Here is a 16577-nt window from a genome sequence, read left to right as displayed (position 1 = left end):
CGCACGGCCCAGTTCCGGTGGACCTTGCTGCGCCCCGGGCCGCCGGAGAGCCGGTCGGTGCCGGGGCCGCCTCACAGGAGCGGCCATGTACCGGAGCCCGCCGTCCTGGTGATGCCCCGTAGGGTGGCGGCATGTACACATGGGGGCGCGGGATCAGATTCACAGCGGTGTCGGCGACGGTGGTGCTGGCCCTCACCGGGTTCTCGTCGAGCCGTGGCCACGGGAGCGGCAGCCATCACGGCAGCGGGGGTGGCTGCAGCAACTCCAGTCAGGATCACGACAGTTCGTCGGTGTCGGGCATCGACGACCCGTACGACAGCGATCCGTACGGTGACGATGACGCGTACGACGGTTCGTCGAGCAGTGGCGCGTACGACCTCGGGGCGAGTACCGGTGGCAGCGACGGTGGTACGTACCGTTCGCGGCCCGGCAGCCGTTCCACCCCGACCTCCGGTGCCAGGGCCCACGCCTTGAAGGACGGCACCGCCGAGCTCATCGAGTGCGCGAGCACGGACGATCCGTACGCGACCGTCGAGGTCAGGAATCCGAACGGCCGCGAGAGCCGGTTCACCGTGAAGGTGAGCTTCCAGGACGACCACGGCTCGTACCTGGCCGACGCCTCCGACCAGGTGTCGGTGCCCGCCCTGGACAAAGCAACCGTCCGGGTGCCGGTGACCGACTCCGGGCGTGTGGACAAGATCGCTCACTGCGAGGTCGAGCGCCGGGCGACTGTCGACGAGTGAGGGGGGACAGTCGGGGGAGAAGACGCTTCGCGCGACGGAGCGGACCACGAGATTGGACTTGAGCCATGACCATCTGGGTGCCGCGAACGGACGGCGGCCGGCCGGAGGGCCGGTGCTGCGCGCACCTCGATCAGCCCGACCCACCCCACGCGGCGGGCGGCGGCTGCCGCGAGTGCACGGCAGCGAACAGGCGGTGGGTCCATCTGCTCATGTGCCTCACGTGCGGACACCTCGGATGCTGTGACAGCTCTCCCGGCGCCCACGCGGCCTCGCACCACGAGGAGAGCGGGCACCCTGTGGCCATGTCGGCCGAGCCGGGGGAGGAGTGGGCGTGGTGCTACGTCGACGAGGTCTACCTGCGGCCGCAGTGACGTGGCGCCGGCGCGTCAACGCCTTCGGTGAGGCAGGCATCCGACGGGCCCCGAGCGAAGACGTCGCCGTGGTCACAGCTCGCTCCAAGTCACCGGTCCCCAGGCGGAGATGCCGGAGCGGCTGGTCACGGAGTCCAGGGAAGAGCCGGTGCCGACAGGGATTACCTGGCATCGCGCAAAGCGGCGGGCAAGCAAGGGCGGACGGTGACGCGGCGGTCTCGTCCGCCTCGCACGTCGTCGGCTACGCGGCGGAGGTGAGTTCGGCGCGGCCGAACAGCAGGGCGTAGCCGCTGGGGAGCTGACCCAGGATGCGGGTGACGAGGTTGGGGCCCGCGTGGGCTGCGACGGCGGAGAAGACGGTTCCGGTGTCCCAGCGGGTGGTGGCCAGGGATGCGCCGGTGCGGGCGGCAAGGTCCTTGACGAAGGCCCAGCCGGTCAGGGGGCGGGTGTCGGGTATCTGCGCGGTCAGCACGCATGCGGCCTCCACCGGCAGACAGGCGGCGAGAGCGGCGCGTTCGTCGCCGGTCATCTGGCGTCCGAGCCCCGCGAGGACCAGGCGGACGGTTTCGTCGGCCTTCTCGCGGGTGGGGTAGGCACCTTCGTAGCGGACCTTCTCCAGCATCTGCTCATACGCCGTCCCGTACGGCTGCTGGTGCTCAAGCGGAACGCGCGCGTCGGACATCACTGCAGTGCATGCCTTTCATGGAGCCGGGATGGGTGGGGCGGTGCCGGGGCGCGGCACCGCCGGTCACAATCAGGTGGGCTGGGGGCGGCCGAAGAGGAGGTCGTAGCCGGCGGGGAGCTGGAGCATGATCTGTCCCAGCAGGTCGTCGCCGACGGAGTCGGCGACGGTGGACAGCACGGCGCTGACATCCCAGGCCGCGGTCTGTTCGGTGGCGCCGTCGATCCAGGCGGCGGTCGCCCGGACGAACCGCTCGGGGGACAGCGGTTCGGCGCTGTGCAGCGGATTGAGCAGGATCAGGGCGAATCCCTCCGGCAGGCGCGCCGCGAGCTGGGCGCGGACCTCGCCGACCACGTGCGCGCCGAGCAGCGCGAGTACCACGCGAGCCGCGCGCTCTGCTTCCGCCGCGGTGCCGTATTCGCCGCGATCCTTCACCTGGTCGAGGAACGCTTCGCGTCGCAGAGTCATCTCACCGCGCCCTTCTTCGGACTGCCCACGGAGGTGCGGAGGCGGAGCGAGGGGGAGATCGGATGCCCGTCCTCCGCACCCGTCCGGCCGGTGTCAGCCGGAGATCTCCTTGCGGCCGGAGCCGACGCCGACGGAAATCTTGCGAGGCTTGGCGCGCTCGGCGATCGGGATGCGCAGGGTGAGCACGCCCGCGTCGTAGTCGGCCTGGATGTGCTCGGTGTCGAGAGTGTCGGCGAGCACGAGCTGGCGGGAGAAGACGCCCAACGGCCGCTCGGACAGCTCCATCTGCACGTCGTCGGCCTTCGTCCCCGGCCGACGCTCGGCCTTGACGGTGAGCATGTTCCGCTCCACGTCGATGTCGATGGCATCCACGGTGACACCGGGAAGGTCGAAGGCCACCACGTACTCGTCGCCCTCGCGGTAGGCGTCCATCGGCATCACCGATGGCCTCGACCAGGTTCCCGGCCCCGTCAGCTGCTGAGTCAGCCGGTCCAGCTCACGGAAGGGGTCAGTGCGCATCAACACGTGAAAACACCTCCAGCAGGTCAGGCAGTTGCTGCCAATGCGCTCACGGGCACTGTTGTAGCATGTCATCCGATGGATGACAAACCTGATGTCATCAACATGATGACAATGCGAGGGAGGTGCCCGTGACCGCAGCCGACCAGCCGTCCACGACCAGCACGAAGCCCCACAGCCCCATGTCGTTGCTCGCCGCTTCAGCGGCCCTGCACGCCATAGACGACGCCCTGCGGGAGGCCCAGCGGGGCTCTCCGGGCATGTCCGACGGTGCCGGTTCCGGGCCTGAGCAGGCGTTGGCCTCCCTGTTGCTGCTTCGGCAGGTGCGCGAGCAGCTCGCGGGATGGGAGACCGGCCTGATCGAAACCGCCCGCGACGCGGGCGCGAGCTGGGCCGACCTCGCCCATCCACTCGGCGTGGCCAGTCGCCAGGCAGCCGAACGCCGCTATCTACGCGGTCGCCCCGGCCCCGCCGGGACCACCGGCGAGCAGCGCGTGACGGCCACCCGCCAGGCCCGGGCCGCCGGACGCACCACCGCCGCCTGGGCCCGCGCGAACGCCGCCGACCTGCGCCGCATCGCGGGCCAGATCACCGCCCTCACCGACCTGCCCGCCGCCGCCCGCCGCCCGCTCGACAAGCTCCACGCGGCCCTCGCCCACGACGATGCCGCCGACCTCATCGCCCCCCTGACCGCCACCCGCCCCTACCTGGCAGCCGCCCACCCCGACCTCGCCGCCCGGCTCGACACCCTCACGCCCCCCTGAACAGCGCAGGTACTCCGGCCACTTCACCGAGGACCCGGACGAGGGACAGCTCGCCGGGCCCTTCTTGGTGGATCGGGCCGGCCGCTGGAACACCCCGCGAACGGGCCGGCGGCCGCACTGCTGCACGGGGCGCCGCCACGGCGGACACCGCTGAGAGTCGCCAGGGCGCCTTACTGCCTGTGGCCGTTCCCGTGTCCGTTCGGATGGAGGACCACCTTGGTCCAGCCCGCGTCCCGGGCGTCGAAGTGCTCGTAGGCGGTGGGGGCCTCGTCCAGGCCCAGTTCGTGGCTGACGACGAAGCTCGGCTTCGCCTTCCCGCCGGCGATGAGATCCCGCAGCGCCCGGTTGTACCTCTTCACCGGCGCCTGGCCGGTTCCCATCTGCTGGCCCTTGAACCACATCATGCCGAAGTCGATCGGGACCTTGCCGTGCGCCTCCAACTCCCCCTGGGCCTGGGCGCCGCCGGGGTCCTCGGGCAGGAACACGCCCACCACGCCGATGTCGCCGGTGAACCTGACCGAGTCGATCAGTCCGTTGAGCGTGAGGCTGGCGTCCTCGTGCCCCTGCGGGTCGTGGGCCTGGTAGCCGACGCACTCACAGCCGTTGTCGGCGCCCAGCCCGAGGGTTGCCTCCTTGACGACCTCGGCCGGCGTCTGCTCGGCGGTGTTGATCGGGATGGCCCCGATCTCCTCCGCCTTGGCCAGCCGGTCGGGGTGGTGGTCGGCCACCCAGACGCGGCCGGCGCCCTTGAGGAGGGCGGAGTAGGCCGCCATCAGCCCGACGGGACCGGCTCCGAAGACGACGGTCTGGTCGCCCGGTTTGACGTGGGCCATCTCGGTGGCGTGGTAGCCGGTGGGGAAGATGTCGGCGAGCATCACGTAGTCGGTCTGCCGCTCGGCGGCGTCCTCGCCCAGGCGCAGCGCGTTGAAGTCGCCGTAGGGCACGCGCAGCAGTTCCGCCTGGCCGCCCTGGTAGGGGCCCATGTCGGCGAATCCGTAGGCGGCTCCGGCGAGGGCCGGTTCCGGCTGCATGGTCAGACAGTAGTTGGTGAGACCTCGCTCGCACTGCTTGCAGAAGCCGCAGGCGATGTTGAAGGGCAGGACCACGTACTCGCCGACCTGGACCTTGCGGACGGCCGGGCCGACTTCCACGACCTGGCCCATGTTCTCGTGTCCCAGGGTGCGGCCGGACTCGAACGAGGTGCGGCCCTCGTACATGTGCAGGTCCGAACCGCAGATGTTGGTGGTGGTGATTTTGACGATGATGTCGCAGGGGTGTTCGATCTTCGCGTCCGGTACGTCCTTCACCGCGACCGTTCGCGGTCCTTCATATACCGCTGCTTTCATGATGACTTCCCTTGGTGCCTCGGCATGGCCGCGGCACAACGGTGAGGAGGCAGAGCACGGAGCCGACTCCCGAAGGTCGTTGCCACGAGGGGTCCATGGCTCCGGCACGTCTCTGCGGGCCGTTCACCCGGATCGGGCGGAACGGTGGTGCCGCCGCCGGCCCGCCAGACGGAGCGTCCGCGCGCCGACGCTGCCGCGCTCGGCATGCGCGGTGGCGTGCCGTCCGAGTCCCCGTAGGCCCCGGCGTGAAACCGCCGCGCACCCATGGATCAACGGAATCTCCAGGCGTGACACCACCCATGAGACGACGACACATCTCCGACTCAAGTCACCGATTACTCACCCTCGTCGTCCTGCAGCACGCTGCGGCGTTCCTGTTCGCGTTTGGAGAAGGCAGCCGCCCGGATCGCCTCGTCGCTCTCCAGGCCCGATCCCAGCGCGCCGCCCACCGTGGCGACCGAAGCGACGAACCAGGACAACGTCCAGTAGTCCGTGGCGTGCAGCGGAGTCCGTGTCATGGAGGCGAACACCCGGTCGTTGAGGATGAACAGCGCCCACAACAAGTTGATGCCCATCAGACCCACGTAGCACACGATCACCCCGATACCCACGGTCACGATCGTCGAGGCGTTGTACAGGCCCGTCCTCTTCCTCTCCTCCGGCGAGGCGTCTGTCGACCGATGCCACAGGTGCGCGTCCACGATCAGCCAGCCGATCATGAGCGCGACGGACCCGACCATGGCGATCACGAGGCGCGGCACGCTCAGTGACTCGGCCAGGCTCCAGACCGTGGAGTTCACGGTGGCGACCGCTCCCGTGGCGAGTGCGGCCGCCAGGGCCTTCGACAAGCCCGGCACCAAGCGCCACGGCCGGTTGGCGCGGACCATACCGCCGAGCATCCTCAGGTAACCGCGCGGCCCGCTGACGACGTATCGAAGATCAACGGTCTCCTCTTCACCGACATGGTCCCGGTGAATAGGCGCAAGACGACCGACGAAGCGTCCCAGCGGCTGACTCGACGACAGTCCCTCGTCACCGGTGGCTCGCGGGCCCGCCAAGCTCAGCACGGCTTCTTCCACGGCCTGCCGTGCTCTCGTCTGCAACCGCAGGCCGCCCAGCGGAGGAAGGGACAGCAGCGCCAGGCCGTGCTCGTGATCCAGAGCCACGACGAGCTTGCGCCCGTGCGAGTGCAGCGGAAGGTCGGTGAGGGCCACGACGATGTCCCAGTTCTCCGTCCTCGCCCGATCCATGATCCGGCGCATCAGGGTGGGCGGGTCCTCGGTCCCCGCGGTGAAGGGCTCACTGACCACCTGCACGTCGAACCGTCGCCCGTGGCCCGACTTTTCGGCGAGCCGAGCGGGAAGTGCGCGGGCCATGCGCTGCGCGATCTCCGTCGGCGCGTCGGGGTCCGCCAGAAGAGCCACGACCGTAACGCCCTGAGACGACACCCGCATGACTCCTTCACGTCGGCCGCCCCCGCGATCACACGTGCCCCCAGGATGCCTCCGAGGCTGCGCCGACGCCGCGTGACACGCTGGTCTCCGCCCGTCAGCGCAAGCGACGCCGTCCCGCACCCCGCCACGACGACCGGTGACGGCTGTCGCGCGGTTCTCGGCGCGATCGGGTAATCAGGAACGGTGGACAAGGACGCGACCGACCCCTTCGTGCATGTCCGGGGCGCCGGTGAGAACAACCTGCGGAACGTCGATGTCGACGTTCCGCGGGACGCGATGGTCGCCTTCACCGGCGTCTCCGGTTCGGGCAAGTCCTCGCTCGCGTTCGGCACGCTCTACGCGGAGGCCCAGCGGCGCTACTTCGAGTCCGTGGCACCGTACGCCCGAAGGCTGCTGCAACAGGTCGGCGCCCCACACGTACAGGAAATCACCGGACTGCCTCCCGCCGTGGCCCTGCAGCAGCGACGCGGGTCGCCCAGCTCACGCTCGACGGTCGGCACCATCACCACCCTGTCCAATCTGCTGCGCATCCTGTACTCCCGCGCCGGCACCTACCCGCCCGGGGCCGTACGGCTGGAAGCCGAATCGTTCTCACCCAACACCGCGGCCGGCGCCTGCCCGCAGTGCCACGGACTGGGCGTCGTGCACGACGTCGCCGAGGACCTGCTCGTCCCGGACCCCTCGCTGAGCATCCGCGAGGGGGCGATCGCCGCCTGGCCGGGCGCCTGGCAGGGCGCCAACCTGCGCAGTGTCGTGAACGGCCTGGGGATCGACATCGACCGGCCGTGGCGCAGGCTCAGGAAGAAGGACCGGGACTGGCTGCTGTACACGGACGAGCAGCCCTCCGTGTACATCGAGCCGGAGGAGGACCGCGTCGACTACGGCTACCAGGGCAAGTTCTGGAGCGCCCGCAAGCACGTCATGCACGTCCTCGCCGACTCCAAGAGCGAGAAGACGCGTGAACGGGCGCTGCGGTTCGTCAGGAGTGTGCCCTGCCCCGAGTGCCACGGCAGCGGACTGCGGCCCGAGGCGCTCGCCGTGACCTTCGCCGGACGTTCCATCGCCGAGATCAACGCGATGCCGCTCACCGAGGTCGTGGCGCTGCTGCGGCCCGTCGCCAGGCGGTCCGAGGCCGACGCCACCACGTCGACCGCCCGATCCGGGGAGACGACCGAGGTCGCGGTCCGGATCTGCGGCGATCTGGTCGCGCGGATCGAGGTACTGCTCGATCTGGGCCTCGGATACCTCAGCCTCGGGCGCCGCTCGACGACCCTGTCGCCCGGCGAGGCGCAGCGCCTGCGGATCGCCACCCAACTGCGCTCGGGGCTGTTCGGCGTCGTCTACGTCCTCGACGAACCCTCCGCCGGCCTGCACCCGGCTGACGCGGAACCGCTGCTGGACGTGCTGGACCGCCTCAAGGCGGCGGGCAACTCGCTGTTCGTCGTGGAGCACGACATGGACGTCGTACGGCGGGCGGACTGGGTGGTCGACATCGGCCCCGGCGCGGGCGAGGGCGGCGGACGCGTGCTGTACAGCGGCCCGGTCGCCGGTCTCGAGCGGGTCGGGGAGTCGGCCACGAGCCAGTACCTGTTCGGGCGCGCCCAGCCGCTCGACCACCGCCCGCGCGCACCGCACGGCTGGCTGCACCTGAGCGGCGTCTCCCGCCACAATCTGCGCGACGTGTCCGTCGAGGTACCGCTCTGCGTACTGACGGCGGTGACGGGCGTGTCCGGTTCCGGAAAGTCGACGCTGGTGACGCAGGTGCTCGCCGAGGTCGTCCGCGGCCACCTCGGACTCGCACCCGAGGAGCCCGACGAGGCGCAGTTGGAGGTCGACGTGCAGGACGCGTCGGGGGTCGAGTCGTTCGACCGGCTGGTCCTGGTCGACCAGCGGCCCATCGGGCGGACTCCCCGGTCCAACCTGGCCACGTACACGGGGATGTTCGACGCGGTGCGCAAGCTGTACGCGGCGACGGACGAGGCCAGGGCGCGCGGCTACTCGGCCGGACGGTTCTCCTTCAACGTGCCCGAGGGCCGGTGCGAGACCTGCCAGGGCGAAGGCTTCGTCGCGGTGGAACTGCTGTTCCTGCCCGGCACCTACGCACCGTGCCCGACCTGCCATGGCGCCCGGTACAACGCCGAAACGCTGGAAGTCACCTACCGCGGCAAGAACATCGCGGAAGTGCTGGCGCTGTCCGTCGACGCCGCCGCCGAGTTCCTGTCCGCCGTCCCGGCCGCCTCCCGGAGTCTGGAGACGCTGCGCGAGGTGGGACTGGGGTACCTGCGGCTGGGCCAGCCCGCGACGGAACTCAGCGGTGGTGAGGCGCAACGCATCAAACTGGCCACCGAACTGCAGCGAGCCCGCCGCGGGCACGCGCTCTACCTGCTCGACGAGCCGACGGCGGGGCTGCACCCCTCGGACATCGCGCTGCTGCTGCGACAACTCCACCGGCTCGTCGACGCCGGCAACACGGTCGTCCTCGTCGAGCACGACCTGGACACGATCGCCACCGCCGACTGGGTCATCGACCTCGGGCCGGGCGGCGGCGACGCGGGTGGGCGGGTGGTCGCGGCGGGGCCGCCGGCCAAGGTGGCGAAGACCCGCCGTAGCGCCACCGCGCCCCATCTCGCGGCCCGGCTGGCGCGTCGCCACCCGGGGGACGGAGCGTAGACCCTGCCCGACCCGTGATCGAAAGACACGATCCGCCACGGAACGGCGGTGCGGCTCCGGAACCTGTGCCGTCGACCGTGCACCGCGCTGCTCCCACCGCCTGAGACCAGGCCGCCGGGTCAGCCGGGCACGGGGTGGTGCGCCCTGGCGAACTGCTCCACGACGGCGGCGCAGAAGGCGGGCAGGTCGGCCGGGCCACGGCTGGTGATCAACTGCCCGTCGACGACCACCTCCTGGTCGGTGACGACCTCCGCGCCGGCGTTGCGCAGATCGGTGCGGATGCTGGGCCAGGACGTCAGCCGGCGACCGCGCACGGCGTCGGCCTCCACCAGGGTCCACGGGCCGTGGCAGATCGACGCGACCGGTTTCCCGCTGGCCATGAAGTCCTTGACGAACCGCACCGCGTCGCGGTCCATGCGTAGCTGGTCAGGGTTCATGGTGCCGCCGGGCAGGAGCAAGGCGTCGTAGTCGCCGACGGAAGCGTCGGCGACCAGGCGGTCCACGGGGAAGGTTCCGGCCGCGTTGAGGTCGAACTGCCGGGCCTGGATCTCACCGGGGTGGAGCGAGAGGATCTCGGTCTTGGCCCCCGCACCCTGTAGCGCACCGCGCGGCAGGTCGAGTTCCACGCGCTCGACGCCGTCGGTGGCAAGAATTCCCACCCGCATCCCCTGCAGTTCCTGTGTCATGGTCGGCTCCCTTCACTTCCTGGCCCACCCCCCGTCCGGCATCTCAGTTCGGTCCGGCGGCGACATGCACCGGGGCGCGGCTCCTACAGCAGCCGGTCGAACACCGCGGTCACGCCCTCCCAGTGACTGGTCTGCGGGTTCTTGACATCCGGGTACATGATTTTGAACGTCTCGGCGAGTGCGACGCTGAGACCACCGATGATCTCGGGGTAGCGCTCTTCGGTCTCCTGGGTGGGGGTCCTGTCGAGCGGAGGGTGTGCGGCGAGCTGTTCCAGGATCGGCTTCAGCTCGACCTCCTCGTCGAGCCGCCGGAACCGGTGGATGCTCTCCTGGAGGCCCTTGGTGATCGGCAGATCCCACGGCTCGACGGTATCCCTGCCGTTGGCCTTGGCCGACGCCTGGCCGACGACGAGGAGGTCGTACAGCTTGGCGTCGACGAAGTCGCCGTACCGCTTCAGGTCGTTCTTGTCCACGTCGAGGCTCGCGGCGGCGCGGAAGAACCTCTGGAACTTCGGCACACCCATCACAGTCATGCTTCTCGCCTCCTCGCCGGAACGGACGGCGTCGTTCGTTCCCGCCCGCGCCGCCATCGGCTGTCACCCGGTCGAGATTCGCAGAGCCCCCTGCCGAGCGCCTCCGCACCCCAGGCCGAAAAAGGGAGCCCCCTCTTCCCCTGGCAGAGCAGCATGAAGTGCGCAGGCATCCCCGGCCAGCCGTACGGCCATCCGTCCGCAGGAGGTTGCACGGCGTTGCAACGCCTCGAATCGCTACGAGAGTGTCGCCGGCGGACATCGCCCGACAGTTCGGCTGCATCGCACGCGCTGTCGCTTTCGATGCCGAACGGGCCGAAGGGCCGGCCGGAACGCGGCGGCGGGACGGCCGACCGCGCCCGCAGGCACGGCGCCCTGACGCACATCGGGCAGACCGGCGCCGGCTCCCCTCGCCGGGGCGGAGGCGTTTGCACCTGTGCTCGGAGTTCTATCGAGCCCACCTCTTTTCCTCCCGCCGGGAGCAGGCAGGGTGTGGCCGACATCCGGAACATAGAAATGTGGGGTGTCACTCGGCCCTGCTGACGCGCATGCACAATGACGCGCCTCGGCCCGCCCCTCTCAGCCGCACGACGCACCCTTCGGTGGGTGTCTCAAGTCCCCGCCGGCGAGCTGCACAGCTTCAGAAGGAGGACGGCTCATGGACTACAACACCTTCCTTGACACCATCACCCGGCGCGCCCCTGTCCCTCCGGACAAGGCGGAGCCCCTCACCCGCGCCACTCTGGAAACCCTGGCCGAGCGGCTCACCAGGGGCGAGGCGGAGGACCTCGCGTCCGAACTGCCCAAGCCGCTGAAGGAACCGCTGGTCTCTCCCACTCCTGAGGCCGAGCCCTTCGGACTCGACGAGTTCGTCAACCGGGTGAGCAGACGAGCAGGGGTGAGCCCGGACGAGGCCCGCGAGGGCGTACGGGCCGAGCTGAGCACCCTGAGGGACGCGGTCAGTGATGGAGAGTTCCGCCACGTACTGGCCCAGCTGCCACGGGACTTCGAGGCTCTCGTCGGCGCCCCAGGCTAGGCGGAGCCATGACCGACAAGGTCGGCGCCGTCATCGAGGAGACGGAACCGGAGGCCGGGGTACCAGGGGCCGGCGACGTGCGGATCATCTCCGACCGGCAGCTCCGAGTGGAACGTCGGCGCCCCGTCGGCGAGGGGATGCGCGAGGACCTCCGGTTGCGCAACCTCAGTACGCGTCCGATGACGGTGCCGGTCACACTGCCCATGGATGGGGACCCGGCCACTGCGTGAAATCGCCGGAGGATCGCATGACACAACCGACAGTTCCCTCAGCCGGCGCACCCGTGGATGTCGAAGGCGGGGCGCAGCGGCCGTTCTCCGAGCACGCGGCCATGGCCAGGGCGTATCCCGGCGGCAGGATGACCGTGGGCGCCATCACGCCCCTGGAGGGCTTCGACGGGCCCGTACCGTCCCTGGCCGGGCACATCGAGCGGATCCAGCAGGCCGAGCGGGCCGGCTTCGCCTCGGTGTGGGTCCGTGACGTGCCGCTGCTGGACCCGAGCTTCGGGGACGCCGGGCAGGTCTTCGACCCATGGGTGTACCTGGGACAGCTCACCGCCCGCACCACCTCGATCACCCTGGGGACCGCCAGCATCGTCATGCCGCTGCGGCATCCATTGCACACCGCCAAGGCGGCCGCCTCGGTGGACCAACTGTCCGGCGGACGGCTCCTGCTCGGGGTGGCCACCGGTGACCGGCCCGTGGAGTTCCCGGCCTTCGGTCAGGACCTGGGCGGCCGGGCCGAGAGGTTCCGGCAGTCGCTGGAGTACTTCCGTGTCGTCCTCGAGCACCGTTTCCCGCACGTGGAGTCGCCGCTCGGCCAGATGCGCGGCACCGATCTGCTGCCCAAGCCGGTGTACGGGCGGATCCCCGTACTGATGACGGGCCACGGCAGGCAGGACGTCCGGTGGATCGCCGACAACACGGACGGCTGGCTGTACTACACCCCGCCGCTCCAGCAGCAGGCCGAGAACATCGAGCGGTGGCGGGAGCTGACCCGCAGCGACGGTGGTGGGTTCAAGCCGTACGCCCAGGCCACCTATCTGGACCTGACCGAGAACCCGCTGGCCCTGCCCCGGCGCATCCACCAGGGCTTCTCGGTGGGCCGGGTGTCGTTCCTCGCGATGATGCGGGCCTGGCAGGACATCGGCATCGACCAACTGATGATCAACTTCAAGCACAGCCGCCGCCCGGTCGCCGAAGTGATCGACGAACTGGCCGAGCACGTGCTGCCGCACTTCCCGCCCGGGCGCTCCGCGGCGCGCGACGAGCCCAGGCGGTCCGCGGGGCGGACCGGGCCCTGAGGGAGTCCGACCTCCGGCGCCCCCCGTGTGCCAGGGCCGGTTCACTCCAGGACGGCCCCGGACGGCCGCTCCTGGGCGTAGTCACACGTGCCCTCCGCCCGGAACTGCAGGGCCGCCCTGGTCACCTCCGCGCCGAGACCGCGCAATTGGTCCCCGACCGCCTGGTCGGTGAGGCGTCCGTCGCCATCGAAGACCCGGGAGGACCGCGGGACCGCGAACACCAGCGGCACCGCCCAGCCGCGCAGCGACCGGACGATGAACTCCATCGCATTGATCGCCTGCAGGCCCTGCACTCCACCGGCGGTCGCCAGCATCCCCACGGGTGTGTTGCTCAGGTAGGGCGGGTCGTGGTCGGCAAGGAGGGCGAGCCAGTCCACCGCGTTCTTGAACGCGCCGCTGACCGACCCGTGGTACGTCGGGCTGCTCCACAGCAGGGCGTCGGCGGCCTGCACGGTGTCCGCAAACCGGCGAGCGGACGGTGGGACCCCGTGCTCGGAGGTGTAGAACGGAAGATCCAGCCGCTTGAGGTCGATCACCTGGGTGTCGGCGCCCGCCTCCGCGGCCCCCTCGACCGCCACACACAGTGCGGTGAGGCTGGTCGACGGGGTGCGCAGCGAACCCCCCATTCCGACGACGAGCGGGGGGCGCGCCATCCTGTCCACTCCTTCAGAGCATCTCCAGGGGCGTGGGCCCGCTCGGCGGCGGGAACGCCTCGTCGAGGGCGTCGAGCGCCTCGGTGGGAAGGTGGAGGTCCATCGCACCGCGGTTCTCCCGAATGTGATCGGGTGATCCGGATCGCGGGATCGCTGCCACCCCCTGTGCCAGCACCCAGGCGAGTGCCACCTGGGTCGGCGTGGCTCCGAGGGCCCGGGCCACGGCACCCAGGGCCTCGACCTTCAGCAGCCGCCCCTGCTCGACCGGTGAGTAGGCCATGACCGTCACCCCGGCCTCGCGGCACCAGGGGAGGAGATCCCACTCGATGCCGCGCCGGGAGAGGTTGTACAGCACCTGGTCGACGGCCGCGGCGTCGCCGCCGGGGAGGGCGGTCAGCTCGGTCATGCCGGCGACGTCCAGGTTGCTCACGCCCCAGTAACGGATCTTCCCCGCCTCCATCAGGTCGGTGAATCCCGCAAGGGTCTCTTCGAGGGGCCACCGTCCCCGCCAGTGCAGCAGGTAGAGGTCCAGCCGTTCCGCGCGGAGGCGCCGCAGGCTGCCCTCACAGGCGGCGACGGTGCCCTTCCGGTCGGCGTGACCGGGCAGCACCTTGCTGACGAGGAAGACCTCCTCCCGGCGTCCCCGGATGGCCTCCCCGACGAGCTCCTCGGCTGCGCCGTCGCCGTACATCTCCGCCGTGTCGACGACGGTCATGCCCAGGTCCACGCCCAGCCGCAGCGCGGCGATCTCCTGTTCACGCCGGGCCGGGTCCTCGCCCAGGTACCAGGTGCCCTGCCCGAGCGCCGCGATCTCCTCACCGGAGGGGAGTGTGAGGGTTCTGGCCGATTCCGCAGACATCTCGGGCCTCCCGTCTGCCGCGGATCCATGTCACCTGCGCCCGCACCGAGTGCCCAGGTCCGCGCCCCCCAGACAACCGGTGTCACATGCGCCGCAGGGAGGTCAGGAGGGGCGAGCGGACTGCGTCGAGACCGTGCCGGGACCGGGTGCGCGGTCGCGCAACGCGACGGCGACCGACACGACGGCGCCGCAGGAGAGAACCGCCGCGAAGCCGATCATCGCGGTCTGCACGGCGAAATGCCGCAGGGCCATGCTGAACAGGACGGAGGGCAGGCCCATTCCCAGGTACGCGACGACGAAGAACACGGCGAGGACCCCCGCGCGTGAGGCGGGTGCGGCTACCGAGACGGCACGTTCGACGCCTCCCTTGAACAGCAGCCCGGAGCCGACTCCCGACAGGGACACGGCGACCAGGTAGAGCCAGAGCGCCGGATGGTAGAGGGCGACGGCGCACAGGACCAGGCCGACCGGGAAGACCACCGCCCCCACGGTCAGGAGCCGGGGCAGCGGGAGGCGGCCCAGCACCAGTTGGGCGGCCGCCGCCGAACCGAACATCAGGAAGGCCGCCAGGCCGACCACGAGGTGCGAGTCGGTGTGCAGGGTGCCGTGGAGCACGCTCGCCCCGAGGGAGGAGATCAGGCCGAGGATCGCGAAGGCGAAGGCGCCCAGCGCGCCGGCCGCGCCGAACGTCCGCCGACCGCCGGGGCACAGGACGAACCTGCTGGGCGGTTCGGCCGCGGGCAGCTCCAGATCCACCGTCTCCGGGGTGGACAGCACCAGCGCCAGGCACACTGCCATGGCGAGCGAGAAGATCGCCTGGGTGGTGATCAGGGGCGTGGGAAGCCACTCGGCGACGGCTCCGGCGACCAGGGGCCCCGTGGCCAGGCCGCCGAGGTTGGCGGCTGTGGCCACGATGCCCGGCAGCACCGAATCCGTCCGGTCCGGACGGGCCTCGTGGTGGAGGTCGTGCAGGTACGTCGTCGCTGTCGAGGCCATCAGCCCCAGTCCGACACCGTTCAGGATCCTGCCCGCGATCAGCCCCGGCAGGTCCCGCCACACGATCAGTACGACCGACGCGACGATGCCGACCAGCAGTGCCGGGACGATGACGCGCCGTCGGCCGAGCCGGTCCGACAGGTGTCCCAGCCCGAGGAAGGCGGCCGCCGCGCCCACGACCATCGAGGCGTACGCCACCGTGACCGTGGTCGCGCCGAAGTGGTCCCTGGCCGCGTACAGCGGCCACAGGGGGGTCGGCGCGGTACCGAAGGCCATCAGCACGGTGAAGGCCACCGCCACGAACCAGAAGCCGGTCGTGTGCGAGGCACGGCGCGGCGCGGGGACGCGGGGCGGCAGGCCGGCGGGAGCGAGAGCTGGGGTCCGGTGGGTCGGGTCGTCGGGAGCGTCGGCGGTGGGACGGCTCAGCGGCGTCGGAACGGCAGGCAGGGGTACCCCTCCTCGGGCGGAAGTGGATGACGCCTTCCATCCTCCTCACCAGGAGGGATCAGTGCCAACGAATGTTTTTGCTGGGCTCGAGCAACGCGAGTGATACTTCTCGGGTGGAGCTACGTCAGCTTGAGCACTTCATCGCGGTCGCCGAGGAGCTGAGTTTCACGCGTGCCGCTCGTCGGCTGCACGTGGTGCAGTCCGGGGTGTCCGCCGCGATCCGCTCCCTGGAGCGCGAGCTCGGCTGCACGCTGTTCGAGCGCACCTCGCAGCAGGTCCGGCTCACCGGGGCGGGGGCTGCGCTGCTGCCGGAGGCTCGGGCCACCCTGCACGCCGCTCAGGCGGCCCAGGACGCCGTGCGCGCCGCACAGGACACGCTGCGCGGCACGGTCAACGTGGGCGCCATGGCCTCGGTCGAGGTGGTGGACCTGCCTGCGCTCCTCGGGCAACTGCACGCGCGGCATCCGGCGATCGACGTCCGGCTGCGGCTGGCGACGACCGGATCGGCGGGGCTTGCGCACGCACTGCTCAGCGGGGATCTGGACGTGGCCTTCCTGTCGCTGCCCGAGCACAAACCCGCCGGGATCGACGCACGCGAGCTGGCCACCGTGCCGCTCGTCCTGGTGGTGAGCGCCGCCCATCCGCTCGCGCAGCGGGGGGAGGTGGCACTCGCGGACCTCGCGGCGGAGCCCTTCGTGGACTTCCCGCCGGGCTACGGCAACCGCGAGGTGGTCGACCGGGCGTTCGCGGCGGCGGGTGTCGTGCGCCGGGTGGCCCTGGAAGTGCCCGACATCGACATGGGGGCGGCACTGGTCCGGCACGGTCTGGGCATCGCCTTCCTGCCCGCGTTCGCCGTTGCCCGCACCCCCGGCCTGCACACCCTGGACGTCCACGGCACCAGGCTCCGCTGGAGCATGCATCTGGGCACGTCGTCGACCCGGCGGCCCAGCTCGGCCCTGCGGGCGCTGCTCGACCTGGTCGATGACCACGTCATCGCCCTGTGACGCCCGGGCCGCGGCCCGGGCGTCACCCGGTCGCGCAGCAGTGCCG

Annotated in this window: 18 protein-coding genes; 8 read left to right on the top strand and 10 right to left on the bottom strand. The window is 70.8% G+C overall.

Translation table 11 applies throughout. The features are described 5' to 3' along the window. Positions 1–290 precede the first annotated feature (290 nt). Both OG448_RS02425 and OG448_RS02420 read left to right on the top strand, forming a co-directional pair. Positions 291–743 (top strand): hypothetical protein, encoded by a 453-nt coding sequence (locus tag OG448_RS02425; protein WP_405551191.1) that lies wholly within the window; start codon positions 291–293, stop codon positions 741–743. Positions 744–808: 65 nt separating this feature from the next. Further along, positions 809–1114 (top strand): UBP-type zinc finger domain-containing protein, encoded by a 306-nt coding sequence (locus OG448_RS02420; RefSeq protein WP_405551189.1) that lies wholly within the window; start codon positions 809–811, stop codon positions 1112–1114. 241 nt (positions 1115–1355) lie between these two features. On the opposite strand, the gene OG448_RS02415 is transcribed toward OG448_RS02420, so the two are convergent. The 3 genes from OG448_RS02415 to OG448_RS02405 all read right to left on the bottom strand — a co-directional run bounded on the left by OG448_RS02415 (position 1356) and on the right by OG448_RS02405 (position 2789). Then, positions 1356–1799 carry a DUF2267 domain-containing protein gene (locus tag OG448_RS02415; protein WP_405551186.1) on the bottom strand — a complete coding sequence of 148 codons (444 nt, stop codon included), beginning with the start codon at positions 1797–1799 and terminating at the stop codon, positions 1356–1358. Positions 1800–1868: 69 nt separating this feature from the next. After that, positions 1869–2264 carry a DUF2267 domain-containing protein gene (locus tag OG448_RS02410; protein WP_405551183.1) on the bottom strand — a complete coding sequence of 132 codons (396 nt, stop codon included), beginning with the start codon at positions 2262–2264 and terminating at the stop codon, positions 1869–1871. 93 nt (positions 2265–2357) lie between these two features. Continuing rightward, entirely contained in the window at positions 2358–2789 is a 432-nt protein-coding gene (locus OG448_RS02405; protein ID WP_405551181.1) for an Hsp20/alpha crystallin family protein, read from the bottom strand. 125 nt (positions 2790–2914) lie between these two features. Between OG448_RS02405 and OG448_RS02400 the strand changes: the two genes are divergently transcribed. Then, a complete protein-coding gene (locus OG448_RS02400) occupies positions 2915–3547 on the top strand; it encodes a type III effector protein (RefSeq protein ID WP_405551179.1) in 633 nt (210 codons plus the stop codon). Between the two features lie 170 nt (positions 3548–3717). Here the strand turns inward: OG448_RS02400 and OG448_RS02395 are convergent, their stop codons facing one another. Together OG448_RS02395 and OG448_RS02390 are read right to left on the bottom strand one after the other, a co-directional pair. Then, positions 3718–4893 (bottom strand): glutathione-independent formaldehyde dehydrogenase, encoded by a 1176-nt coding sequence (locus OG448_RS02395; protein WP_405551176.1) that lies wholly within the window; start codon positions 4891–4893, stop codon positions 3718–3720. A gap of 335 nt (positions 4894–5228) precedes the next feature. Then, a complete protein-coding gene (locus OG448_RS02390; RefSeq protein WP_405551175.1) occupies positions 5229–6317 on the bottom strand; it encodes a hypothetical protein in 1089 nt (362 codons plus the stop codon). Positions 6318–6530: 213 nt separating this feature from the next. On the opposite strand from OG448_RS02390, the gene uvrA reads away from it, so the two are divergent. After that, positions 6531–9017: an excinuclease ABC subunit UvrA gene (uvrA, locus tag OG448_RS02385; RefSeq protein WP_405551174.1), complete on the top strand. Its 2487-nt coding sequence runs from the start codon at positions 6531–6533 to the stop codon at positions 9015–9017. A gap of 119 nt (positions 9018–9136) precedes the next feature. Here the strand turns inward: uvrA and OG448_RS02380 are convergent, their stop codons facing one another. Continuing rightward, positions 9137–9703 carry a type 1 glutamine amidotransferase domain-containing protein gene (locus tag OG448_RS02380; RefSeq protein ID WP_405551173.1) on the bottom strand — a complete coding sequence of 189 codons (567 nt, stop codon included), beginning with the start codon at positions 9701–9703 and terminating at the stop codon, positions 9137–9139. Between the two features lie 83 nt (positions 9704–9786). Then, on the bottom strand, positions 9787–10236 hold the full coding sequence (locus OG448_RS02375) for a DUF1931 family protein (protein ID WP_405551171.1): 450 nt from the start codon (positions 10234–10236) through the stop codon (positions 9787–9789). A gap of 655 nt (positions 10237–10891) precedes the next feature. Here OG448_RS02375 and OG448_RS02370 point away from each other — a divergent pair. The 3 genes from OG448_RS02370 to OG448_RS02360 are packed head-to-tail and all read left to right on the top strand — an operon-like array spanning position 10892 to position 12572. Further along, entirely contained in the window at positions 10892–11269 is a 378-nt protein-coding gene (locus OG448_RS02370) for a DUF2267 domain-containing protein (protein WP_405551170.1), read from the top strand. 8 nt (positions 11270–11277) lie between these two features. Then, a complete protein-coding gene (locus OG448_RS02365; protein WP_405551168.1) occupies positions 11278–11499 on the top strand; it encodes a glycogen debranching N-terminal domain-containing protein in 222 nt (73 codons plus the stop codon). Between the two features lie 53 nt (positions 11500–11552). Continuing rightward, the gene (locus OG448_RS02360; protein WP_405551166.1) at positions 11553–12572 is read left to right on the top strand and encodes an LLM class oxidoreductase; all 1020 of its coding nucleotides are present in this window, start codon (positions 11553–11555) and stop codon (positions 12570–12572) included. A 41-nt stretch (positions 12573–12613) separates the two neighbouring features. Here OG448_RS02360 and OG448_RS02355 read toward each other — a convergent pair whose 3' ends face one another. The 3 genes from OG448_RS02355 to OG448_RS02345 all read right to left on the bottom strand — a co-directional run bounded on the left by OG448_RS02355 (position 12614) and on the right by OG448_RS02345 (position 15374). Continuing rightward, entirely contained in the window at positions 12614–13225 is a 612-nt protein-coding gene (locus OG448_RS02355; RefSeq protein ID WP_391295806.1) for an NAD(P)H-dependent oxidoreductase, read from the bottom strand. A 13-nt stretch (positions 13226–13238) separates the two neighbouring features. Next, entirely contained in the window at positions 13239–14084 is an 846-nt protein-coding gene (locus OG448_RS02350; RefSeq protein WP_405551164.1) for an aldo/keto reductase, read from the bottom strand. Positions 14085–14186: 102 nt separating this feature from the next. Next, the gene (locus OG448_RS02345; RefSeq protein ID WP_405551163.1) at positions 14187–15374 is read right to left on the bottom strand and encodes an MFS transporter; all 1188 of its coding nucleotides are present in this window, start codon (positions 15372–15374) and stop codon (positions 14187–14189) included. Positions 15375–15640: 266 nt separating this feature from the next. Between OG448_RS02345 and OG448_RS02340 the strand changes: the two genes are divergently transcribed. Further along, positions 15641–16531: a LysR family transcriptional regulator gene (locus OG448_RS02340; protein WP_405551162.1), complete on the top strand. Its 891-nt coding sequence runs from the start codon at positions 15641–15643 to the stop codon at positions 16529–16531. The last annotated feature ends 46 nt before the right edge of the window (positions 16532–16577 follow it).

Source organism: Streptomyces sp. NBC_01171 (genome assembly GCF_045039805.1).
GTDB lineage: Bacteria > Actinomycetota > Actinomycetes > Streptomycetales > Streptomycetaceae > Streptomyces.
Note: the sequence above shows the minus strand (reverse complement) of the source record. Positions and strands in the feature narration are given on the sequence as shown.